Raw genomic sequence first — 22,761 nt, forward strand, 5'->3', positions numbered from 1 at the left:
GGGGGCCTCTTGGGCAGCGACAACCACAGGCGTCGATGCTTGCGTATTTTACCAACGAGGTGCTGCTGGTGGTCCGCTCGGACTGACAAGCTGGGTGTTATACTTGTGTTATAGAAAGTGTTACGAGAATCGGATTAGAGGCAAGGCACTGATATTATTTATAAATATTGCACTATTTTTACGCTCCGGTGTGTAGAGTATCGAAAATTGGTGGGTAGACTAGCGAACAATGGTGGGTAGAGTATCGAATAATGCGCCTGCTTGGTGGGCAGACTGTCGAACAATGGTGGGTAGAGTATCGAATAATGGCGAGGCCTCGCAAACGCACTGCACTGCTTCCGCAGCGGCATATAGAGCCGGATTTGTTCGTGTGCGATATCCTCGATGCGACACCGAAAAGTGACCGCGCCTCAATGGAGCATCCTCTCTTTTCACTGTCGGTCAAAAAGGACATGGCTGCATTTGAGTACGAACAGGGCAATGTGAAGGTGAAGATCACGCCTGCTGCCGAAGAAGGCCGTGCCAATGTTTTCGACAGAGACATTTTGATCTACGTGTTGAGCCAGCTGATGGCTGCGAAAAATGAAGGCCAGGAAATTGGTCGCCGGGTCCAGATTTCAGCCCATGACCTTCTCAAGGCGACGAACCGCCACACTACGGGCCAAGCCTATGCTACGCTCCGTCGCGCCCTCACCCGCCTTCAGTTTACTCAGATAGAAACAAACATCCACGATCACGGTGTTGGGGAGTGGCGCTCGATCTCGTTCATCACCGATGCTCGGATCGTCAAGGAAGATTCCACGGGTCGCTTGCTTAGCGTCGAGCTTGAAATGGGTGATTGGCTTGTAAAAGCCATCGAAAACAAGAATGTACTTACCTTACACAAAGCCTATTTCCAGCTTAGAAAGCCTCTGGAACGGCGGCTCTATGAGCTGGCCCGGAAGCATTGCGGCAAGCAAGAAGTTTGGCGCATCGGACTCGATAAGCTCCAACACAAGACAGGATCGACCTCAACGGCAAAGGAGTTCAAGCGCCTGGTGAAGGCGATCTGCAAGGCGGACGAAGACCAATCACACATGCCGGATTACGGCTTCAAGCTTCTGCACGATGTTCTAGAGGTCACGCCAAAACCCGAGTTTATGGGCGTTTATGGCGACAGCTCAGCGATTGCTTTAGAAGCCACCGTGCGTCTGTCGTCCGATGCTTACGATCAAGCCCGCAAGGCGGCTCCGACCTGGGACGTGTATTTTCTTGAGCAAGAATGGCGGATGTGGATGAACGATCCGCCGCGCCATCCTGATGCTGCATTCGTGGGCTTTTGCCGAAAATGGTATGAGCGAAAGGGGCGCGCTACATAACTGATAACCCATAATCCATATTAGTCATCTAATAATTATTATGAGTTGACAGTTATCAGTTATGAGTTAAGGGTAGTGAAACGAGAATGAGGCAGGCCATGACTCAGGTCATAAGCGTAGTGCAAGAAAAGGGTGGAGCGGGCAAAACAACGCTTCTAACAGCAATCGCGAGTCTGATGGTTCAAGATGGTGCCAGGATCGCGGTGATCGATACTGACCCTCAGCGCCACTTGGAAGCATGGGCCAAGAAAGAACAAACAGATCTCGATTGGCTCTATGAAGAAGATGACGAAAAGCTGATTCCTACCGTGAAAGCCCTGAAGAAGGCTGATCCTGCTTACGATGCGATCTTTGTCGATACTGCGGGTTTTAAGTCGGCTATGGCGATGCATGCTATCGCAGCCGCAAATCTGATCTTGATCCCATCGAAAGCCAATGAGGCTGATGCCAAAGGGGCCAAGCGGACGTTTTCGCATGTCCAGAGTGTCGCAGAGACGATGGAGAAAGAAATTCCGGCGTTAGTGGTCATGATGGATGTGGATACGCAGACAAACATCACGCAGGCCATCGTTGATGCACTCGACGCACAGAACGTGCCGCGCCTCAATGCCATGTGCGCACATCGAACGGGCTTCAAGGAAATGACCTCCACAGGCCAGGTTCCGCAGGGATCGGCGCGGCGGTCAGCTCAGTCGGTGCTTGCAGATTTGCAGGGTAGGGGGCTCTTGGGTTTCTATAGGAGCGGGTCATGGCCAAAGTCAGCGTAAATCTTGATGACGATCTGGAGGCGGATGGCAACGTTCATAAGCTGAAGACGATGGCAGCCCCGCTACCAAGCGTGAGCAAAGCCAAGTCGTCAGCCCTGAAAGATGCGCCGCGCGTCCAGTTTTCATTCACCAATGTGCCAAAACCGATCAAGGAAGCATTTGCGGCGGAGGCCCATAAACGCGGTGTCACTCAGAAAGAACTTCTCTATGAATGCCTTAGAGCCGGTGGGTTAAACATTCCTGAAGCTTCCGAAATCGACGGACGAAGGCGGTAACAGACATCAGATAACAGGTAACAGTTATCTGATGTCTTGCGGGGGCGCTTAACCCATCACATGGGTTATCGGCATAAAGGAACGTTTCATTCGGCATCTTTGCTGCGCTTGCCTAATTTGAAAGCGAGTTGATCCGCGAACGCACAATGGCGGGGTTACAGGCCGCTCGCGCGCGCGATCGAAGGGGGAACTCCGCTCAGAACTTGATTTGTGCAACATGTGTAACCGCCCCTTGCGCAAGGGGTAATTTCAGAGCTGCTTTCCGCGCGTCACCGGGTGCTGACATGTGTCCGGCCTCTGATGCGGCCTTGGTCATGCCGCGGGCCCGTATGGTGTTCGAAGGTCGGGTCCAGATCAAAGCCGCGTGCTCAAAGGCACTCTGTTGCACACTGGTTCTCCCGATCCCGTCTCACGACTGTTGCGCCAAACTGCTCCTTGCCCTCTTCCGCTCCGACGTCCTCGCGACCGACGGCTGCTTACGCTGCCGCCGGTGACGGCCATCGGCTCTGGGAGGTTGCGGTGCTGTTTCATTTGCGGGAGGCGTTCCGGTCGGGTGACATCTGGCTCCTCCATTCCCGGCGCTACGCTGATCTGAAGCAGGCCCTGGTTCCTGCGGAGGCGGTAGAGGGCGCGCCAAGGCTGACGGTGCCGCTCGACCCGAAAACCTGGCTTGCCGATCGCAAGGCGCGCATGACCGACGGGCTGGCGCGACTGGCCAAGGCGGCTCGCGCAGGGGCGATCCCGGGCGGGTCGATCGAGAATGGCGTCTTGAAAACTGACCGCCTGAGTGCGGCGGTGCCGCAAGAGGCGGACGAGCTGGTGCTCGATCTCTACGACCGGTTGCCGACCATACGGATCACCGAACTGCTGCAGGAGGTCGATGCAGATATTGGCTTCACGGAAGCCTTCACACATCTGCAGACCGGCGCGCCCTGCAAAGACCAGATCGGGATGCTGACCGTGCTGTTGGCTGAAGGTTTGAATCTTGGGCTCAGCAAGATGGCCGAAGCGACCAGCACACATGACTACTTCCAACTCTCCCGCTTGTCGCGATGGCATATGGAGAGCGATGCCATCAACCAGGCCCTCGCCTTGGTAATTGAGGCACAGGCCCGGCTGCCCATGGCCCAATTCTGGGGCGGGGGCGTCACCGCGTCCAGTGACGGGCAATTCTTCCCCGCCGCCCGGCAGGGCGAAGCCATGAACCTCATCAACGCGAAATACGGCTCCGAGCCAGGCCTCAAGGCCTATACCCATGTCTCCGACCAGTTCGGCCCCTTTGCCACCCAGAACATTCCGGCCACCGTGAGCGAGGCGCCCTACATTCTGGACGGGCTGCTGATGAACGAGGCCGGACAAAAGATCTCGGAGCAGTATGCCGACACCGGTGGCTTTACAGATCAGGTCTTTGCCGTGACCGCGCTGCTGTCCTACCGGTTCATTCCGCGCATCCGGGATCTGCCGTCAACGCGGCTCTATCTCTTCGATCCCGCCACCGCGCCGAACGAGTTGCGCGGCTTGATCGGCAGCAAGATCCGCGAAGGCGTCATCGTCCAGAACTGGCCTGGCGTCCTGCGTGCCGTGGCCACCATGGCGACGGGCGTCCTGCCGCCCAGTCAGTTGCTCAAAAAGTTCGCCGCCTATCCGCGCCAGCACGAGCTGGCCGTGGCGCTCCGCGAAATCGGCCGCATCGAACGCACCCTCTTCATCATCGAGTGGCTACTCGACGCCGACATGCAGCGCCGGGCCCAGATCGGCTTGAACAAGGGCGAGGCCCATCACGCCCTGAAAAACGCCCTGCGCATCGGGCGACAGGGCGAAATCCGTGATCGCACCGCCGAGGGGCAGCACTACCGCATGGCCGGCCTCAACCTGCTCGCTGCCATCATCATCTACTGGAACACCAAGCATCTCGGTCAGGCCGTCGCCGCGCGTCAGCGGGCCGGGTTGAATTGTGCGCCCAATTTACTGGCGCATATCTCGCCGCTCGGCTGGGCACACATCCTGCTCACTGGCGAATACCGGTGGCGGCGGCAAACCGGGGCCAGCTTGTGAAGTAATCAGCCCTATTTCTTGCCACCGTCACGGCTCCCAAACGGACGCACCGCGATCATCGCCACCACAAAGGCGGCACAGAGTTCAAAATGGAGGAAAGAAGGGGGTGTCAGGGCCTTGTGATACGATCCTGCCCCCTACCGGAATCTACCCCTACATGCGCAACGCGCCCTCTCTGCTGGCCCTCAAGCTCATGCACCTGATGATCGGCACGGCGGGCGGGAGGATGGCGGACGATGTGCGCCACGAAATCCGCCTTTCCGACATTCGCAAGATCCACGGCATGAAGAACCATGACCGCGCCAGCCTCACGCCACTGTTCGAAGAATTGCGGGCCGTTGTGATCCGCGAAGGCGACCCCACCGACGATGCGCAACGGGTCATCGTCGGTGGGCTGCTGGATCATGCTGTGCTTGATCGCAAAGACCCCATCAGCGGCGACACGCTGCTGTCGTGGTTCTTCGGGCGCATGTTCCGCGACATGGCCGAGAAATCGAACCACTGGGCCATTCTCGACCGCCAGGCCGTGTTCCATCTCTCCAGCAAATATGCGGTTCTATTGTTCCAGCACATCGCCAGTCTGGTGAACCTCGATCGCATGAACGCCAAGACCTTCACAGTGCCTGAATTGCGGGCGCTGTTTGGGGTGGCAGATGTCAAACACAAGCGTTTTGCCGAACTAAACCGATGGGCTATCAAGCCCTCGATTGATGAGATCAATCACTTGTCGCGGCTGACCCTGACAGCCACCCCGAACAAGAGTGGGCGCAGCGTGGTCAGCGTCACAATCGGTTGGCGAGTGAAGGGCGATCCAAGCGCGGCCAGGCGAGAGATGGCAGGCTCCAGGGTCGGTCGAGAAGCCCGCCGCAACGGGACGGCCGAGATGGTGGCCGTTGCCTTTCCCGCAGCAGGGGGGATCACCTACAGCCCGCATTGGCTCGAACTCAAGCGGGCGGCGGGGTGCAACAAGGACAACGACCTGATTGCATCAGACTTCCGCCGTTTTTGCGCTCAACGCGACATCCCCCTCGACGCCCGCAACATCGAGGCAACCTTTTCAAACTTCTGCGCCAAGGTGGGGCGGGTATGATACGCAAGGGTTGCAGGCAAGGGTGAATGCAAAGGAACGCAAGGGCTATGCAATACACTGCGGGACAGGCGGCCGAGGCGACAGGCAAGAATATTGCCACCATCACGCGCGCCATAAAATCAGGAAAAATATCGGCAAAGAAAGACGATTCCGGCGCGTGGCGCATTGAGCCGGCAGAGTTGTATCGCGTCTTCTCCCCGACAGCGCAAATCTTGCGCAACCCGAAAATGCGAGAAGACGCAAGCCCTGCGCAAGGGGTGAAGTCCCCCATGCAAGACAACGGCTTACAGATAGAACTTGCGACATTGCGTGAACGGATCAAGGCGCAGGACGAAATTCTGGCTGACCGGGCGGACACAATCGCGGATCTGCGCGCTCGGCTGGATCGGGAGGGCGAGGAACGGCGCAAGCTGGCAGCGATCCTGACGGACCAGACGCGCCCGGCCGCAGTTGAAACTCCTGCGGCCGACCAGGCGGCCGCCTCAAGGCGGCCGTGGTGGCGCAGGTTTTCGGGATAGGACGGCGAGTTGTGGCTCGGCGGGGATATGTTCACTGCGCGAAGCCCATGGAATTTGAGCTGTGCGCTGGGGACATGCCAGGCTTGCGCGCGGCCCGCGAAACCGGCATCCAGAGGCGATGAACAACCTGCAAGCAAGTATTTCCTTGGATCAGAACGTGGCAGATTACATCAATCAAGAGGCAGAAAAGGTCATTTCGATTTACAGGCGCCTCTACCCATCCCGAGAGCTGCGCTTTGTCTTTCGTGAGGGAAAAAATCCCATCTTCGGAGAAGCCATCGTTACCGAGGGGAAGGCTGCCTTGCATCCCGGCCAGCTCGGTGCTGACTATCTGGGCCAGATGACTGTGCCGAGCCCCCAAGGAGATGGCCTGTCGGTTACGGTGACCACCACCATCCCCCGCCTGCCTTTGCCGAATGAATATCGGCAGACCGTTGCGCCCTGGGCGCCACAACGGCCGCTGAAACCTGTCTTCAGACTATTTCCTATGCTCTACGAACAGATCCGCTACCTTGCAGAAATGCTACGCAAGAAGCGCTCGGACGGCCGGCACATGATCACCGCCTTGCCCTTGGGCAAAGGGTCTGGCCTGTTTTCTGCGCCAGGCGCTCCTGCGAATGACAAAAGGCCGGCTGTCCTGATCGGTATGCACTGGCTTGAGGTGGGCGGCGCCGAAAAGCTGGCTTTTGACACGATCCGCTGGGCCCATGAGGCAGGGCTTCGGGTTTTCGTTGTCGCTGGCATCCCCGAGCTGCAGCGGCTGCAGGGGCAACTGCCGGACAGCCCTGATATCACCTTCCTGCGCCTTGACCGTTATCTGCCCCACCATCTTTGGCCCCGCTATATCGAGGATCTGATCCGGGCCGAAAACATCCGGCTGATACATATCCATCATTGCACACCGCTTTATGATGCCCTGCCTCAGGTGCGGTCGATGACCCCATGGGTCAAGGTTATCGACAGCACCCATATCGTCGAATACGCGGATGGGGGCTATCCGCGGATTTCCGGCGTCTGGTCGAATTTCATCGACCTCCACCATGTGATCAGTGGCGAGCTGGTCGATTACTATCGCAACACCTTTCATGTCGTGGGCAAGGTGCGGCTTGGCCGGATGCTTGACCGGGACAAGGACATGCAGGCCATGCCGGAGTTCAATATGCAGGCCACGCAAAAGAGCCTGCATATCAGCTTTATCGGCAGGCTTTACTATCAGAAGCGACCGGTGATCGTGATGGAGGCCTTCAGGCGCCTGACCCGTTGGGCGGTTCAGAACAATGTCGAATTGAAGGCAAGCATCGTGGGTGAGGGGCCGTTTCTGACCACCTTGCAAGGTCTGGCCCGGCGCTATGAGCTTCAGGACCAGATCACATTCCTGCCGGCAGATACAGACGTGCCTGCCCTGCTTGAGAAGACAGACATCATGCTTTTGCCTTCCAATAACGAGGGGCTGGCGCTGGTCTGCTATGAGGCGATCAAGCATGGCTGCATCCCCGTATCGACGGATGTGGGCTCGCAATACGAGATCGTCCCCCCGGATCTTCTGGTGCCGCTGCCACCGCGCGCCACCGTTCGCCAGATCCTGAGCATCGTTGATCAGCTCTGGCGCGATCCGGCCTTCCTTGCCAGACAAAAGCAGGAATTGCTAAAGGCCCTGAGCAAGATAAGCGGCGATATGACGGCCAGGGAGGTCCTGATGCCGATCTATCGGGACGCTGCCCGGAATGAGGGATAAGACATTGAGTCCACTGGACAAGACTGCTGCGGTCATCGTGACCTTCAACCGCTCGGCCAAGTTGGCGAAGGTCATCGACGCCCTGCAACGCCAGACCCGCCGGCCAGAGGTCATTCTGGTGGTGGACAACGCATCGACCGATGACACGCAGGATATGGTGATCGCACGGGCGCGCGAGGATCTCTCGATCCGCTATTTGCGCCTGCCCGAGAATGTCGGGGGCGCCGGCGGCTTTCACGCCGGGCTCAAGGCCGCTTATGAGCATGGCGCCCATTACTTCTGGGTTTCGGATGACGACGCCTATCCCGAACCGGACGCAATCGAAAAGCTGCTGCACGCGATCCGGCAGTTCGAGGCGGAAAACCAGTGGCGCCCCAGCTTTGCCGCCTCACGCGTCGAATGGATCGACGGCAGCCTTTGCGAGATGAACACACCGCGCCCGGTCTGGGACTGGCCGCGTTTCGTGCGCCCCAATGCCGCCTGGGCACTGGTCGATTCCGCCTCATTCGTGTCGCTCCTGATCCCGCGTTGGGCGGTCGAGGCCCACGGCCTGCCGATTGCCGATTATTTCATCTGGTTCGACGATGCCGAATATACAAGGCGGCTGTCGCGTTCCTATCCGGGCATATTCGTCCCCGAAAGCCGGGTGATCCACGATACGCCCGACAACCGGGGGGTGAATTTCGGGCTGGTGAACGAAAAAAGCCTGTGGAAGTTCCGCTATGGCGCCCGCAACGAAGCCTCATGGCGCCGCCGCGAGGGCGGGCTGATGAGCGTGCTGAGCTATGCTTATGGCGTGCATCAGCAGATGAAGGGCGCGAATGTCCCCGGCAAGATGCGCCGCGAGATCTACGCCTCGATTTTCAAAGGCCTTGGCTTCCGCCCTGAGATCAAGACGGTATAGAAGCTGCGACAGCCGGTGAGAAGAGCGTTTAGGCTCCATCCCTATAAATTTCTCTTGAAGGCTAGGGTGTTGAGTGATTCACGCTGGTCATGAGAAAAAGAGACAAGCGATATTTCTGGCTAAGCGCGCAACAGATGCGTCGGATTCAGCCCTTCTTTCCCAAAGTCCGGGGACGCGCCCGATCTGACGACTGCAAGGTGCTGAGCGGGATCATCTATGTTAGCTAGACTTTCAGCGCAGCCCAGAGGCGCGCAGTGCCTCGTTCAAACGTCAAATGGCTACTCGGAGATCGTGGCTATGACGCTGACTGGTTCAGAGAAGCGTTGCAGGACAAGGGGATACGTGCCTGCATCTCAGGCCGGAAGAAACGCAAGACGGCGATCAAATACGATAAGCGGAGATACAAGCGGCGTAACCGCATCGAGATCATGTTCGGCAGGCTCAAGGACTGGAGGCGCGTCGCGACCCGCTATGACCGATGCCCCAAGGTCTTCCTCTCAGCCATCGCCCTCGCGGCTCTCGTCATCTATTGGTTATGAATCCTGACCCTAAAAAAGTTCAGCAAATATTACACATTTCTCGGCGTTACCGAGCGACTGGAAGCCGGGCTCACGCATCTATCCCGCTCCCATGGCTTACAGAGCTTTTCCGAACATCGCAAAAACGTCGGTGCAAAAGGTAACAGCGACTTGCCGGATCGGCTGGTGGACATGATCCAAAGCCGCAGTCACAATGACATAAAACTGCATCGACTGTTGATGAGACTTTACGGCGGCTGAAAGGGAAGAAGGCCGACGTTATGGCGGTATGTCATTCCGGCCAAATATCGTCAATATGTGAGAAGGCCCCGCCGCTGCGGGGCCCTTCCTTTCAGTGCGTCAGCTTTATGTCTAAAATAGCGCGGATTGCAGCTTCATTGAAAGGCTCGCCCAGCTTGTCGAACAATGGCCGCATAGCCTGCGGATCAGTAGAGAATTCTTCATAGCTGAACAACGAGGTAAACTCCGGGTTTGCGTCGTGATACTCGCCAAAACGACGATCCATACCCTCAACCAGAGCTACAACATCTTCACGCTTCCAATTCTTCCACCAAGCTGATTTGGAAACGTCATCGACATGACGCTTGTTAAAGACGAAGAACGCGTCCTTGAAATGGAATCGCATGAAGTCCAGGACCTCGGGAAGACGATCACCCCACGCATTATAGCGAATTTCCTTGAACCCAAAATAGCGACAATCCTTTGGCGGACATAGCACATTATCAACAAAACTGTCGATCATACCGCGCGCAAACATCACCGGCTTCATCTGGTCAGACCCATACCAGGGATGGCTTTCGGGTTGCTGCTTGGCACCCCAGGTGTTTTTGGCCATACGGCAGCGGATAGCCGCATTCCAGATCGATTCGATTACATTGTGATTTTCTCCGCGAATGTCGCAACCGGGAATCGTCATCATCAGATTTTGCAGCAGTGTAGAACCTGTGCGCCCATAAGTTACGATAAAGATGTTGCGCTTCAGATTTGGGAATTTCTGATCAAAGCGATGAGGCTCTACGGCTGGCATCTTTGGTTTCCTTGCGTGGAGAACGGTATCCGGAACCCGTTTCGAAATATTTCTCGAAGCGGTTCTGGCTTTTTTCAAGATATCGGGCAGGTCCGAATTGGGAAAAAGCGGAATCGACAGCTCGCAGACCCGCTCAGAGAAATGCGGCCGTTTACGCATCAAGGCATGATTCGCCAGCACGCGGCGATATTGCAGCGTCTTACGGCGCAACCGTGCCAATCGCGGAAATTCCAATGAATCGACGCTGCCGTCAATCATTTCTCCCGTCAGCTTTTTCAGAACACCCATCTGGTTCAGCGTAGGCGGAACACCATGTCCGCCAGCCGGGACACGCAGATGTGTAACCTGCTCACTTTCTGTTAGCCGGTCCGCATGTCGCTTGTCCGGAATATCAAGATTATCATATACTACATAGGCTTGGCTTGCCGATCGGATGCCGGCCGCGCCGTCGCCATAGGGCAAGGACCAGTCTTGACGTCGGCCTGCTTCAAATCGCGTTTCCCAAGGCACCAGATCGCTTTTCAGCGTGCTCTGCGGGCTCATGGCTATCACTATGCAACCCGGCGCGATCGGGGCAAAAGCAGCCGCCGCGAACCCGCCCATGGACCCCCCGGTCAGGACCACGCGCGCAAAACCGTCAAAGAAGCCCTGATTGGCAATCTCCTCAAGAGCTGCAATCAAATGCGTGCAGCGATACCAGTCGGGTTTGCGGGCAATGACGCCCAAAAGCGCGTGACCTTGTTCTAGATAATAGCTTTCACCCCAAGTCGGGCGGCCTTCATATGGCTCATTGGCGGGCCTTGCTGCATTGTCGAAGGAGACGATAAGCGTGGCTCCACCCGGCTGATATTGAAGCCGGTGGTTAGGAAGCTCAATGGAAAATGGTGTATCTCTGGAGAGAGATGTAATGCGTGATCTGTTTCTCAAGAAATATTTTAGCGCCATTCATTATTATCCCTTAAGGAAACAGGATAGAATCTCAATCGATCACACCGGCAATTTCACAAATGCCGGCATCTCCCCGGTTCTGTCCAGAAACGCCCCCGCCGTATCCAGCGCCTCGCGGATGGTTACATCCATGTCGAGATAGCGATAGGTCCCCAGACGGCCGACGAATGTCACACCTGGGGTTGCCTGCGCCAGATCGACATATTGCGCCAGCAGCGTTTTTTCCTCGACCAGCCGCACCGGGTAATAGGGGATGTCGTCCGGTCCGGCCTCGCGCGAGTATTCGCGATAGCAGACGCTGCCCTCATGATTTTCCCATGGGCTGAAATGCTTGTGCTCGGTGATCCGGGTCCAGGGCACCTCGCGGTCGCCGTAATTCATCACCGCGCAGCCCTGATAGTCGCCGTCATAAGTGAACTGCTCGAAATCCAGCGTGCGATAGCCCAGCCGGCCCAGACGGTAATCGAAATAACCATCCAGAGGCCCGGACCAGAACACATGGTCCGCATCCGCAGCCATCGCCGGATCATAGGGCGTCGAAAGCTCTACCGTGATGCGCGGATGATCCAGAATTGCCTCGATCATCGGCGTATAGCCGTCCCTCGGCATCCCCTGAAACCGGTGAAAGAAGTAATTGTCGTCGTAATTGAACCGCACCGGCAGCCGTTTCAGGATGCTTGCCGGCAATTCCGTCGGCGAACAGCCCCATTGTTTTTCGGTATAGCCCTTGAAAAACGCCTCATAAAGATCGCGACCGACAAAGCGCAGCGCCTGTTCCTCGAAATTCTGCGGCTCCTCGATCGAGGTATCGGCCTTCTGATTAATAAACTCGCGGGCCTCGTCGGGGCGCAGGGTCTGGCCGAAAAACTGGTTGATGGTCAGCAGATTCACCGGCAGTGAATAGACCGCCCCCTGAGAAGTGGTTTTCACCCGGTTCTGAAACGGCATGAACGCGGCAAAGCGGTTGACGTAATCCCACACCTCGGCATCGTCGGTGTGAAAGATATGCGGGCCATAGACATGCATCATGACCCCGGTTTCATCGTCGCGCCGGGTGTAGCAATTCCCGCCGATGTGATCGCGGCTGTCGATGATGCGGCAGTGATGGCCAGCCTCGGCCAGGGCGCGACCAATGACCGCGCCCGACAATCCCGCCCCGACAAGCAGCATTTTCATTTCCCGACTCCTGCGCTTTTGCGGGGAATTTCCCCCGCAGTCTGGCGACCCGTTGTCAGGGCCGTGATTTCATCATGCGTGCGGTCCAGCCTGCGGGACAGCCCGTCCCTGATCGCCTGTCCCAAAATCCGGCGAAATTCCGCGCTGTCATCGCCATAATGCCGCGCATTCCGGTTCCATTTCAGCGCAAGCACCGGAAACAGCGGCCAGAACCACCGGCCCGCCGCGACCCGATAGGCAAAGATCGCATTGCGGTAATTGTAATAGACCTTCCAGAGCGGATTCAGCACCAGCTGCCCGTTTGCCTGAATCGAGGTGGTGTCATGCTCGAACCTGATCTGTGGCAGAAACCCGATACTGCCGCCACGACGCCGCAGAGTCAGCGTATAGATCTGATCGTCGCCATAGATGAACAGCCGCTCATCCGGGTAACCGGCAATGGCGATGGCCTTGCGCGACAGAAACAGCCCGACGAACGAGGCCATGTCGACCGCCACCGGCGCCGCCTGCGGGTCATATGCCAAATCCGGCAGGTGAAACCCCCGCCGCCCGCCGCCCAGAAAGGTTCGCAAGAATTCTGGAAGATGCCAGAACGGGTTGCGATAGGGGCGGTTCATCTCACAGACTGTCCCTGACGGCGTAAGGGCTGCTGCCGCGATGGCATCCCACTCATCCCCGGGCAGCTTTCGGAAGGCCTCAATGCAGCCCGGACAGGGACGACCGTCATCATCCATGATCACGATCCAGTCCGGGTCAAACCGCTCGACCAGGTGGCACATCCCCCGAGAGAAGCCCCCCGCTCCCCCGAGGTTTTCAGGGCTGCGGATCACGATGAGGCGCGGATTTGATTGCGTCTCCAGCCACGCTGCGGTTCCGTCGCTGGAATGATTGTCAAAGACCAGAACGTAATCGAGACTTTCGGCCAGAAGGCGCGAGACCGTCACGCACAACTTCTCCAGCCTGTTGTGGGTCACGACAAGCGCAGCGATGGTTGCCTGCGAGGCTGTACTCATCTCAGGTCGGGTCGCTTGCTCTTGGGATATTTCTGTAGCCAGCATCGCCCCTGCCGCAAACCTGCACCTCTTTCCGGGATCATTTACGCGACCCAGTGCCTGAAATCTACGGGCTATTCAAAGTGCCGTGAAACGCGCACCGTTTGTAGGGTAAATGCGGCTCCATTCCCTCAAAAAACGGTCGTTTTTGTTACATTCCCGGCCTGCGCTGATAGGGCCTTCCAAAACCCCGCTCCAAAACCGGAATGGTTGATGAAGGATTTTGGCGTCATCAGGGCTGCCCACGCTTTTCGAACCATTTCCGGCAAAAGCCGACAAAGGCGGAATCGGCATCCCGGGGCGCTTCAACGATCCAGTCGCGCCATTCGCGTTCGAGATGATAGACATCCCAGCCGGGCGCGACGTCCCGGGCGAGGGCATAGGTCTCTGCCTTGAGCGGCGGCACATGGCTGCCGCCCGGCAAGGCAGGGGCCATGGTGCCGCGATTGGTGAAGATGACCACGTCGGTCTCTTCATCATAATCGACCTGATAATCGGGAAGGTGGTCGTTCGCAGCCAGCAGACGGATCATTTGCCGGAAACGTTTCTCCGGGCTTTGAGAGCCGGTTTTCAGCAGCAGCTTCGCCAGCGAGATGCGCCATATCTTCTGCTGGCCACAATGTTTGCGTGCCAGTTCGTAAACGCGGCGCTCAAGGGGTTTTCGAAGGCGGAAATAGTCGCGGTGAAGGGTCAGAACCTCTTCATTGCGAATGGCGTTGAAAACCCAGTCGGACAGCTTCACCTCACACCAGAGCAGCCGCCCGTCCAGGCCCTGCTTGCGACGGATTGAGGATGCGTCGATCAGGCCGAAGCCATCGATCTGTTCCTCATCGCCCGTGGTGATATTGGTTCGGATCCGCGTGCCTTCCAGCCGGTCCAATGCATCCAGCAATGCCAGATATTCACGCCCGCTGGTGCCACGATTGGTAAAGATAAGCAGTTCATGGGAATTGATGCGCACGCGCGGCGAAACCATCTCGCCACGTTTTACCTTAGCCATGATCTGGCTGATGCAATAGATCAGAATGTCCTTGTCATAGATAGTCGCCAGGCCTTTGACGCTTGGTGTGATCTCAAGCCAGTTATCGCCGTTGCGATAGCGCTTGACCCTGGTCTCGGGCTTCTTCGACAGCGAATAGAACGGATGCTCCATATGCTGCATGACATCTTTCAGAGCAGCGTCTGCAACATCGCAAATGAACAGATCATGCTGCGGGTGGCGATCAGGCAAAAGTGCCGGCAAAGCATTCGTGTTTTCAGTTACCATGGAGGTACATTCGTGTTTTCAGTTACCACTGTCAAGATTCGTGTTTTTAGTTACCAAAAGCAGGATTTCAGTTACCGAGATTCGTGTTTTTAGTTACCGGGTGCGGATGTAAGTAATTGAATTTACAAAAAAATAACTGCCCCAAAAGAGCCGTAACACATATTTAACACATATTTAACACCCAGAGCCGCTTCAAACCCTGTGGATAACTTTGCTTGCAGGCGCCCTGACATGCATTCCAGAGAAGCGAAACTCTCTTCTACCATGAGCTTCAGAACCAGCATTAGCGCCTGTCTCACGGTTGGAATTTGCTGAGAATGATCAGGGGCAGAATTTGCGCAAAGAACCAGTTCAGAGCACCTGCCATGAAGCTTCCATAGGTCTCAACCAGCCTTCATGACCTCAATCTCCTTTTGGCCTCCGGGAGATCATATTGAACCAGCACCTGCGCATTAGAGAATTACCCGTCTCATCAACGAACCCTCCAAGGCATCACAGAAGTGTCGGCGGATTTAAGGCGCGTTAAGCATTGTTAACAATGCTTATGGAAAGTAAGGAGGAGCCGGTCTTATATCCGGGTGTGGTTAGGCTTGTGCAGAGTAATTGGTTGCGCCTGACCTACTGCGGCCACGGGCAGGAGGGCGAGGCCAGATGGACGATGTAGCACGTAGTAAGGACGACCAGCCAGAGCAGCATGGCACGGATTCTGCCGCTATATTGAGCCGTCCCCGTGATCGTGTGGCAATGCTGGTATTGGGGATGCATCGATCCGGCACCAGTGCGCTGACCCGCGTGCTCTCACTGGCTGGTGCGGCGCTTCCACATGAGATGATCGATGCCGTTGAAGGCAATCGGACCGGGCACTGGGAATCGCGTGATATCGTGCTGACCAATGACCGTGTGCTGGAAGCCGCAGGATTGGCCTGGTCAGATTGGCAGGCTCCGGACTGGACGGCAATGTCATTGCGCGAACGCGCCATGGCGGAGGAAGACATCCGGCGTGTTGTTGAGGCTGAATTTGGTGACGCGGATCTGATTGTCATCAAGGACCCGCGCATCTGCCGATTGGTGCCATCCTACCTTTCTGCGTTGCAGGAGGGTGGCTATCATGTGCTGCCGGTGATTACGTTCCGCCATCCGCTTGAGGTGATGCGGTCGCTTCAGGCGCGCTCAAACTGGCCAAAGACCAGCAATGACATCGACGCGGCACTGCTATGGCTGTCTCATACCCTTGAAGCCGAGCATGCCACGAGACACCTCGTCCGCGTCGTGATTTCATATGACCGGACGTTCACCGATTGGCAGGAGTTGCTGCACGATCTGGAAAACTGCGCCGGTATCACCCTGCCGCATCGTCCCGAAACGATCACTGCTGCGGTTGATGAGTTCCTGACCCCCAGTGAGCGCCACCATCAGATCAATGATGCGAAGCTCGCGGCTGATGCGCTGACGATGGGATGGGTGCGCAAGGCCTATGATGCCTTGCGGCAGCTTGAACGCGACCCAGGCTCTGTGTCGGCGCAGAAGCAGTTGGATGAAATACGCCACCAGTTCGAGGCCGCCCAGCCGATGCTCCGCCGTGCTCTTGAAGAGCGGGCAGCTGCAAATCACGCGGAAGAACAGGCTCGGAAATCCGTGACTGATACCACCATGGTTCTGGCCGAAACGCAGGAGAAGTTCGACAAGGCTCAAGGCCGGATCACGGAACTTGAGACAGAGCGAGAGGCGCTGAAGCGGCATTTTTCAATAATGCTACAGGCGCAGGAAACGCAGCTCATGACAATGCTGTCGGAGCAGGATCAGAGGTTCCGGTCGTCGCGGTCATGGCGGCTGACGGCCCCTTTGCGTAGCGGTGCTTCTGTTGCCCGCCGTTTGCGTAACACGACCCGTGGCCTTCAGGGTGCTGTCGCTGAAATGGGTGGAATGCGCGCGACACTGGCGGCGAGCACGCGCATCATCCGGAAGCGTGGAGTTCGCAGTTTCATTTCCCGTTTTAAAAAGCTGCAGGGAGATCGTTATCGGGTGATACCGGATCCTGTGCGGCCGGAGGGCGGCGATGACATCGTCAATCACATGGCGGTCGGGCGGGGCGATGTGCTGTTGTCGGACTGGCATGTGGCGCTGACCCGCGCGCTTTGGGACAAGCGCCCGGCAGAGGCTGACGGCCCCACGCTGGGCCTTTCAATCGTGACGTATAATTCGGCACGATGGCTACCCGGGTTTCTGACCTCGCTATCAGAACAGAATTTTCCTCTGTCGCGTCTCAATGTTGCGATTGTGGATCATGGATCGCAGGACGAAACCGTCGCGCTGATCGAGGAACACGCCACCCGACATGGGCATCATTACGGCTCTTTCACGCTTTATCCGCGGCCTAATCTCGGCTTTGGCGCGGGGCATGATTTTGCCATCCGCCAGCTTGAGGACGATCTTGTTCTGGTGACCAATGTCGACCTGAAGTTCCATGAAGACACGCTGGTCCGGGCGCAACGGGCGGCCCATGCAGATCGTGCCGATGTTGCTGCCTGGGAGGTGCGGCAATGCCCCTATGAGCATCCGAAATATTACGATCCGGTCACGCTTGAGGCGGTCTGGAACAGTCATGCCTGCGTGCTGTTCCGGCGCGAGGCCTATCTTGGCGTCGGTGGTTATGACGAACGCATCTTCATGTATGGCGAGGATGTCGAGCTATCGTACCGCTTCCGTGGCGCCGGATGGCGGCTGCGTTATCTGCCGCAGGTCAGCGTCACCCATTTCGTCGATCTGGACGATACCACCGCCCGTCCGAAGCAGTTGTCGGGATCGCTCGCGGCAAACATCTTGTTGCGATATCGCTATGGCGGCGATGAGGCGGGGGCCGAGGGCGAGCGACTTCTGGCCGAGGCCCTCAACTCTGAGCGCGACCCCATCCGCCGTATGGGCATGGTTGAGGCGCAGCGCCGGGTTCTCGATCAGAAACAGCATTTCCGCACCGTGTTCAAACCGGCTCAGGCGGTCGATTTTCCGTTTGCGGGCTTCGATTATATCTTCACGCGTAATGGTGAAGCCGTACCGCTGGATTCGAGTCGGCTGGACTCTGACCGACCGTTGGTCAGCATCGTCACACGCACATTCGGCCCCAAGATCCGTATCCTGCGCGAGGCTCTGGCCGCGGTCATAAATCAGACCTATCCCAATATCGAACATCTCATCGTCGAGGACCGCACAGACTTCGCCGGTGATCTGATAGCCGAGGTCGCCGAGGCCTATGGGCGCAATATCCGCTATATGAAATCTGACGGCTCTGGCCGCTCCGAGGCAGGCAATTTCGGTCTGTCTCAGGCTTCCGGGGAATTACTGATGTTTCTCGATAATGACGATTTGCTGTTCTGCGATCACGTCGAACAACTGCAAACCACCCTGATGCATGCCCCCGGCACGGTCGCGGCCTATGCGTTGGCGTGGGACGTTCAGACCCGCTTCGGTGATGATGGGAGTTATCACGAGTTTTCTCATATTCTGCTGCCGGGACACCGTCAGCCATATGACCATAATCGCATGAATGACATGAATTTCATCCCGATTCAGGCGATTATCTTTCGTCGTAGTCTCTATGAGGCTGAGGGTGGCTTCGATATCAGCATCGACCATCTCGAAGACTGGAACCTGTGGTCTCGTTATGCAAATCACGGACCGTTTGAAATGGTGCCGAAAGTGACGTCGATGTATCGCACACCGACAGATCCAAAAGTTCGAAGCAAACGCCAGCGAGAACTGGATGCAGCCTATGATCGGGTCAGAGCCATCAATGCCGAGCACCGGCGCGAGGCTGCCCGATCCGGCGCGGGCTGAAGTCAGAACACCTTAATGTTGAAGGCGTGTCTGAAGGACGGATTCCATCCGTTCACGGCTGAAGGGCAGACCGATCAGATCAAAAGCCGGTTTGAGGCGGGAAGGATCGGCCACATAATCGTCGAAGTGAAGATGGCAGCTGATTTCTGGATGTCTGGATTGCCAGTTCAGATACAGATCTTCGGCCGCGCCCAGTTGGGCCAGAACCTCATCCCGGGGCATGGTTTTCCACCATGAAGACCTTGCGACATCTTCATGATTACGGGTGTTGATGATGAACTTCGCGTCCACAAAAAATGTCTTCAGAAAGTCCATTCTGGCTTCGAACCATTCCGGTTCGCGATGCCAGCGGATTTCCTTGAAGCCGGATATTAACGTGTTTTCAGGGGGGAAAAGCACGTCGCGTGTGAAGATTTCGGCCAGATGGCGCCCGAAGGTTTCACCATTGGAAAGGTTGATCCCGTACCAGGGATGATCATCCCTGACGACCTTTTTACTTCTGCGCAGGTGGTAGACTTCCTTTTCACGCGCGAAGGCGGACCAGGATTTTACCAGCCCCAGCAAAACATCGTTGTTCTCGCCCCGGATGCAAACCCCTTCGGAACTGTTGAGAAGTTTCTGCAACAAGGTCGACCCCGAGCGACCATAGGTCACGATGAAAACATGCTTTGTCGTGACTTGCGGATTGTTCTCGTGCTGCATCAGATACTGACCAGTCCGGGAAAGGCCAGAATGACCTCGTCTGATGATACGTCATGCAGGCTTAGTCCGGCCGCATCGGCGGCGTGCCCGACAAAGGCATCTTCAAGGCCTATGCTGTTCATGTCAAAAAAACTCTTCATTGCCAGATACATGTAAGTGCAGGCGGACATTCCCCTGCGGTTCAGGACGTAGCCATATCCCCCGGCGGCATATTTGGTGGGCAGTGGAAACTGATATCCGCGCCGCTCTATATCTCCGTTCGCGCATTTGCCGATATGCCACCCGTGCCATTGCTTTTCATGGAAACGGTCCCCAACCTGCCGTCCGGCATAGGCAATATCCTCAGTCTCGATCCTGTCCAAAACCCTCAGCAGATCATCGCGGTTGTTCAGGAGAAGGTTATCGTCGAGCTTCAGGATCATCCGGGGTGACGTGATCAGATCGATCAGCGTGAAAGCATAGAAAACCTTGCGATGCAGAGCCTCGTATGAATCCGGGACCGGGATAGTCAGCACTCCATCTTCATAGGACAGGTGCAGAGGGGTGTGTTGCTCTGTCTGCAGGCCGGACTGTCCGACAGCCACGACATGAAAGAACCGGTCGTCCTGGCCAAAGGATTGCACCGATTTCATGGCCTTTCCCATACGGGGTGCGCAGGTGACATGCAGAACGACAATTCTGTCCCGGCAGTCCCGCTCCAGCGTTGCACAGGCATCGTGGAATTCAGACCTCAGCAATGCTGCCAGAAAATCCCTGAAAGCATCATTTCTGGGAAACAGTGAGAAAGTGTCACGGAGTGAACTGAAGTCGTTCAGCAGTTCTTGCGGCGTGATATCCCTTTCCCGTAGCCGTTTCAGGTATTTGATCTGCTGTTGCGGACCGCTCAGGCAAAAGCGGATATTGTGATACAAAGGTCTGGTGGGCCGGATATGCCGGGGAACGCGGGATATGACATGAGAAATTTCGGCGGCGTATGTCTTAAACAAAGCCTCGGTCTTCTGCAGCAGATCATCCAGCGGGTGAACTGTGCGAACAGAGGGGCGCTGTTCTCCGACCAAAAGGTTTTTGACGGTGATGCAGGTAAACAGCTCGGCATTCGACCGCTCGATCACAATATCCGTGGGGCTGCGCACCTGATCTGCCCAGAACGCCTCCAGCCCGCCTGAGTCGATGGTCTTGTACTGTTCCCGCCAGGTGGCGCCGACCTCCTCTGACAGGGCCTTGTTGCGATCATAGGCTGCCCCGCCCAGAGCGATCTTCGAGCGGTAAATATCCAGCGTCCGATAGGGGTAATGCAGGATCATCAGATCCTCATTGGCATCAAATGTTTCGCCGCCAATTCCTGTGACAGAATGATTGCCCTGCGCGATTTCTATATCGGGGCTGGCCCGGTGCATGCATTTTTTGGGCAAAGGGGTGCCCAGAGAATTGGTGCTGACCCTCTCGAACACGGTTGAGGTTCTTGGATGGGCGCTTGCGGATAGTACCGGCCCGTCATCGCTTTCCAGCACGGCATTATAGCGCACCGCGTTTATGCGGGTGACATGTTCCGGCAGCGAGGACAGAAACTGTTTCAACGATCCGCAGGCGGGCAGCCAGAATTCATCAGCATCATTGTTGATTACCCAGCTATTCTTGTAAATCTGCGAGGCCTGCCGGGCCATATCGGTGACCCATACTGCCTGATTATAATCGTCATCACTCTGCTGGATGATGCGGATTTGAAATTCTTCAGATAATTTCCGCAGAATGTCCGGGGTGGCATCGGTGGAAAGGTTATCCATCACGATGAAGTTGTCGACGCCCATCTGGTGATGGAAGCGGATATTATCCTCAATGATATCCGCTTCATTGCGGACGAGCAGTGTCATGACAATTCGCACCTGATCGTCGGACCTGTCGGTCATGTTCCGACCTTCTGGCAGCGCAATATTGTCATGTCGCATATCTGTTCCTGCCGTCGCGCAGACATATTGCCTGGCTTTGGTAATTTTCCGTTAAGACCTTTGTTTCTATTTAATTATTTCTTACCATACCAACCTCGCTCGTCACGATGGCCGGGTAAGAAGTATTAACGCATTGATAGGGTTTTTGTACCATCAAGCCAATAGGGCGAAGCTGAAACAATATCAGATCGTTAATTGGGATACGCACACATATCGCCCGCATATGAAGCGGCGCTGCTCATCCCCGCTCAGTCCCGCAGCGAGCGTGAGAAGAAGTCCGTAAGCGGCTTGACCAGATAGCTGATCGGGCTGCGTTCGACGGTCTGGATGAACACCTCAACCGGCATGCCCGGAACAAGCGTAATCGATCCGGTTCCTTGCGCAGCCTGCTCGCCGTCGATCTCGGCTTCGACCATGTAATATGTGGATCCGGTCCGGTCGTCGGTGAAGCTGTCAGCCGAAATGCGGGTAATATGACCATTCAGTTCGGGCGTGGTTCTGGAGTTGAAGGCGGGAAAACGCAGGATCACATCCTGATCGAGGAATATCTGGTCGATGCTGATTGAGGACAGTCGCGCTGAAATGCGCAACGGTCGATCCTGCGGTATGATGTACATGATCGGATCGGCGGGAACGATGACCGCCCGTTCGGCAAAGACAGCGCTGTTATAGACCATGCCCGAGACGGGGGCGGTAATGCTGGACTGTTCGATCTTCTCCAGCAGATCGGCGCGCCGTTCGATCAGGCCGATTTCCGTGGGATAATCGACCCGGAGCTCGGTGATGGCCTGTTCGCGGCGGCTGCTCTGAAGGCTCAGAAGCTGAACGTCGATTTCGGTGATCTGCCCTTCGACGCGGCCCTGTTCGGCCTCCAGTTCACCCAATTGACCCAATAGCGAGGCCTGTTGCCGCTGCAACTGGCTCATCGTTGAGGAGCGGACGAGGTTTTTCTCCAGCAGCTGCTGCTGACTGGCAAGTTCGTTTTCCACCAGATCCAACTGGGTGCGCAGCGCCTCTTTCTGGGCCTCGATGCCCTCGATCGTACGCTCCGCTTGTTCGATACGCTTGCTCAACTGCTCGTTCTGCTGTGCCTCGGTATCCCGTCTTGCCGCGAACAGCTTGGTCTGGCCATCCAGCACCGAGGCGATATTGTCACGCTCTGTTGCGATCTCGTGCAGATCGGGATCAAAGGTGATACTGTCAGCCTCATCGCGCTCAGCCTCCAGCCGTCCACGTTTAGCCTGCATCTCGAAAAGCTGGGTTTCAACGGTTGCCAGCTCGCGCCGGTATCCACTTGTATCAAGCTGGATCAACACATCGCCCTGAGAAACGACATCGCCCTCACGTGCGTTGATGGTCTCGACAACGCCGCCATCAGGGTGCTGGACGACCTGACGGTTGCGATCAACCTCGACCTGACCCGAGGCGATGACTGCGCCGGACAGGCTGGACAGCGCCGCCCATGCACCAAAACCACCGGCGAACATAACCATCGCCAGCACTGCGAACATCACAACGCCCCGAAGCTTCCAGCGGGGGTTATCTTCATAATCTGACAATCGTGACATGGC

At 56.6% G+C, this 22,761-nt stretch carries 15 protein-coding genes and 3 pseudogenes; 11 read left to right on the top strand and 7 right to left on the bottom strand.

Annotated features, from left to right (window positions below; translation table 11 throughout):
- The first annotated feature begins 251 nt into the window (after positions 1 to 251).
- From PAF20_RS18630 to PAF20_RS18965, 10 genes and pseudogenes are all read left to right on the top strand, one after another.
- The gene (locus PAF20_RS18630; protein ID WP_271073694.1) at positions 252 to 1,358 is read left to right on the top strand and encodes a replication initiator protein A; all 1,107 of its coding nucleotides are present in this window, start codon (positions 252 to 254) and stop codon (positions 1,356 to 1,358) included.
- A 98-nt stretch (positions 1,359 to 1,456) separates the two neighbouring features.
- Complete coding sequence (locus tag PAF20_RS18635) at positions 1,457 to 2,125, top strand: ParA family protein (protein ID WP_271073695.1); 669 nt, start codon at positions 1,457 to 1,459, stop codon at positions 2,123 to 2,125.
- Positions 2,107 to 2,400, top strand: coding sequence for a hypothetical protein (locus PAF20_RS18640; RefSeq protein ID WP_271073696.1), 294 nt, complete (start codon positions 2,107 to 2,109; stop codon positions 2,398 to 2,400). The genes PAF20_RS18635 and PAF20_RS18640 overlap by 19 nt, the downstream gene beginning before the upstream one ends.
- An 89-nt stretch (positions 2,401 to 2,489) precedes the next feature.
- Positions 2,490 to 2,589: pseudogene (locus tag PAF20_RS18645) on the top strand (recombinase family protein); the annotation flags it as partial.
- Between the two features lie 303 nt (positions 2,590 to 2,892).
- A pseudogene (locus PAF20_RS18650) lies at positions 2,893 to 4,455 on the top strand (Tn3 family transposase); the annotation flags it as partial.
- A gap of 157 nt (positions 4,456 to 4,612) precedes the next feature.
- Complete coding sequence (locus PAF20_RS18655) at positions 4,613 to 5,545, top strand: replication initiation protein (protein WP_271073697.1); 933 nt, start codon at positions 4,613 to 4,615, stop codon at positions 5,543 to 5,545.
- 47 nt (positions 5,546 to 5,592) lie between these two features.
- Positions 5,593 to 6,063 (top strand): MerR family transcriptional regulator, encoded by a 471-nt coding sequence (locus PAF20_RS18660; RefSeq protein WP_271073698.1) that lies wholly within the window; start codon positions 5,593 to 5,595, stop codon positions 6,061 to 6,063.
- Between the two features lie 118 nt (positions 6,064 to 6,181).
- Positions 6,182 to 7,798, top strand: coding sequence for a glycosyltransferase (locus PAF20_RS18665; RefSeq protein WP_271073699.1), 1,617 nt, complete (start codon positions 6,182 to 6,184; stop codon positions 7,796 to 7,798).
- Positions 7,788 to 8,702, top strand: a complete 915-nt coding sequence (locus PAF20_RS18670) for a glycosyltransferase family 2 protein (RefSeq protein WP_271073700.1) — start codon at positions 7,788 to 7,790, stop codon at positions 8,700 to 8,702. Before PAF20_RS18665 ends, PAF20_RS18670 begins: the two co-directional genes overlap by 11 nt.
- A gap of 272 nt (positions 8,703 to 8,974) precedes the next feature.
- Positions 8,975 to 9,241 (top strand): annotated as a pseudogene (locus PAF20_RS18965) (transposase); the annotation flags it as partial.
- Positions 9,242 to 9,572: 331 nt separating this feature from the next.
- Here the strand turns inward: PAF20_RS18965 and PAF20_RS18680 are convergent.
- The 4 genes from PAF20_RS18680 to PAF20_RS18695 all read right to left on the bottom strand — a co-directional run bounded on the left by PAF20_RS18680 (position 9,573) and on the right by PAF20_RS18695 (position 14,711).
- Positions 9,573 to 11,213, bottom strand: a complete 1,641-nt coding sequence (locus PAF20_RS18680) for a sulfotransferase (RefSeq protein ID WP_271073701.1) — start codon at positions 11,211 to 11,213, stop codon at positions 9,573 to 9,575.
- 42 nt (positions 11,214 to 11,255) lie between these two features.
- Complete coding sequence (glf, locus tag PAF20_RS18685; protein WP_271073702.1) at positions 11,256 to 12,392, bottom strand: UDP-galactopyranose mutase; 1,137 nt, start codon at positions 12,390 to 12,392, stop codon at positions 11,256 to 11,258.
- Positions 12,389 to 13,405, bottom strand: coding sequence for a glycosyltransferase (locus PAF20_RS18690; protein ID WP_271073703.1), 1,017 nt, complete (start codon positions 13,403 to 13,405; stop codon positions 12,389 to 12,391). Before PAF20_RS18690 ends, glf begins: the two co-directional genes overlap by 4 nt.
- Positions 13,406 to 13,676: 271 nt before the next feature.
- Positions 13,677 to 14,711, bottom strand: a complete 1,035-nt coding sequence (locus PAF20_RS18695; RefSeq protein ID WP_271073704.1) for a replication initiator protein A — start codon at positions 14,709 to 14,711, stop codon at positions 13,677 to 13,679.
- 651 nt (positions 14,712 to 15,362) lie between these two features.
- On the opposite strand from PAF20_RS18695, the gene PAF20_RS18700 reads away from it, so the two are divergent.
- Positions 15,363 to 18,542: a glycosyltransferase gene (locus PAF20_RS18700; protein WP_271073705.1), complete on the top strand. Its 3,180-nt coding sequence runs from the start codon at positions 15,363 to 15,365 to the stop codon at positions 18,540 to 18,542.
- Between the two features lie 12 nt (positions 18,543 to 18,554).
- On the opposite strand, the gene PAF20_RS18705 is transcribed toward PAF20_RS18700, so the two are convergent.
- The 3 genes from PAF20_RS18705 to PAF20_RS18715 all read right to left on the bottom strand — a co-directional run bounded on the left by PAF20_RS18705 (position 18,555) and on the right by PAF20_RS18715 (position 22,758).
- Positions 18,555 to 19,244: a sulfotransferase gene (locus PAF20_RS18705; protein ID WP_271073706.1), complete on the bottom strand. Its 690-nt coding sequence runs from the start codon at positions 19,242 to 19,244 to the stop codon at positions 18,555 to 18,557.
- A complete protein-coding gene (locus PAF20_RS18710; protein WP_271073678.1) occupies positions 19,244 to 21,190 on the bottom strand; it encodes a glycosyltransferase family 2 protein in 1,947 nt (648 codons plus the stop codon). The genes PAF20_RS18705 and PAF20_RS18710 overlap by 1 nt, the downstream gene beginning before the upstream one ends.
- Before the next feature lie 248 nt (positions 21,191 to 21,438).
- On the bottom strand, positions 21,439 to 22,758 hold the full coding sequence (locus tag PAF20_RS18715; protein WP_271073679.1) for an HlyD family type I secretion periplasmic adaptor subunit: 1,320 nt from the start codon (positions 22,756 to 22,758) through the stop codon (positions 21,439 to 21,441).
- Positions 22,759 to 22,761 lie beyond the last annotated feature (3 nt).

Source organism: Paracoccus albus (assembly GCF_027913035.1).
In the GTDB taxonomy this organism is placed as follows: Bacteria; Pseudomonadota; Alphaproteobacteria; order Rhodobacterales; family Rhodobacteraceae; genus Paracoccus; species Paracoccus albus.

Excerpts from the sequence above, each read along its gene's own strand:
- PAF20_RS18715 (WP_271073679.1), bottom strand. The coding sequence starts at position 22,758 with ATGTCACGATTGTCAGATTATGAAGATAACCCCCGCTGGAAGCTTCGG.
- PAF20_RS18635 (WP_271073695.1), top strand. The coding sequence starts at position 1,457 with ATGACTCAGGTCATAAGCGTAGTGCAAGAAAAGGGTGGAGCGGGCAAA.
- PAF20_RS18705 (WP_271073706.1), bottom strand. The coding sequence starts at position 19,244 with ATGCAGCACGAGAACAATCCGCAAGTCACGACAAAGCATGTTTTCATC.
- PAF20_RS18640 (WP_271073696.1), top strand. The coding sequence starts at position 2,107 with ATGGCCAAAGTCAGCGTAAATCTTGATGACGATCTGGAGGCGGATGGC.
- PAF20_RS18665 (WP_271073699.1), top strand. The coding sequence starts at position 6,182 with ATGAACAACCTGCAAGCAAGTATTTCCTTGGATCAGAACGTGGCAGAT.
- PAF20_RS18700 (WP_271073705.1), top strand. The coding sequence starts at position 15,363 with ATGGACGATGTAGCACGTAGTAAGGACGACCAGCCAGAGCAGCATGGC.
- PAF20_RS18690 (WP_271073703.1), bottom strand. The coding sequence starts at position 13,405 with ATGAGTACAGCCTCGCAGGCAACCATCGCTGCGCTTGTCGTGACCCAC.
- PAF20_RS18710 (WP_271073678.1), bottom strand. The coding sequence starts at position 21,190 with ATGCGACATGACAATATTGCGCTGCCAGAAGGTCGGAACATGACCGAC.
- glf (WP_271073702.1), bottom strand. The coding sequence starts at position 12,392 with ATGAAAATGCTGCTTGTCGGGGCGGGATTGTCGGGCGCGGTCATTGGT.
- PAF20_RS18660 (WP_271073698.1), top strand. The coding sequence starts at position 5,593 with ATGCAATACACTGCGGGACAGGCGGCCGAGGCGACAGGCAAGAATATT.
- PAF20_RS18695 (WP_271073704.1), bottom strand. The coding sequence starts at position 14,711 with ATGGTAACTGAAAACACGAATGCTTTGCCGGCACTTTTGCCTGATCGC.
- PAF20_RS18655 (WP_271073697.1), top strand. The coding sequence starts at position 4,613 with ATGCGCAACGCGCCCTCTCTGCTGGCCCTCAAGCTCATGCACCTGATG.
- PAF20_RS18670 (WP_271073700.1), top strand. The coding sequence starts at position 7,788 with ATGAGGGATAAGACATTGAGTCCACTGGACAAGACTGCTGCGGTCATC.
- PAF20_RS18630 (WP_271073694.1), top strand. The coding sequence starts at position 252 with ATGCGCCTGCTTGGTGGGCAGACTGTCGAACAATGGTGGGTAGAGTAT.
- PAF20_RS18680 (WP_271073701.1), bottom strand. The coding sequence starts at position 11,213 with ATGGCGCTAAAATATTTCTTGAGAAACAGATCACGCATTACATCTCTC.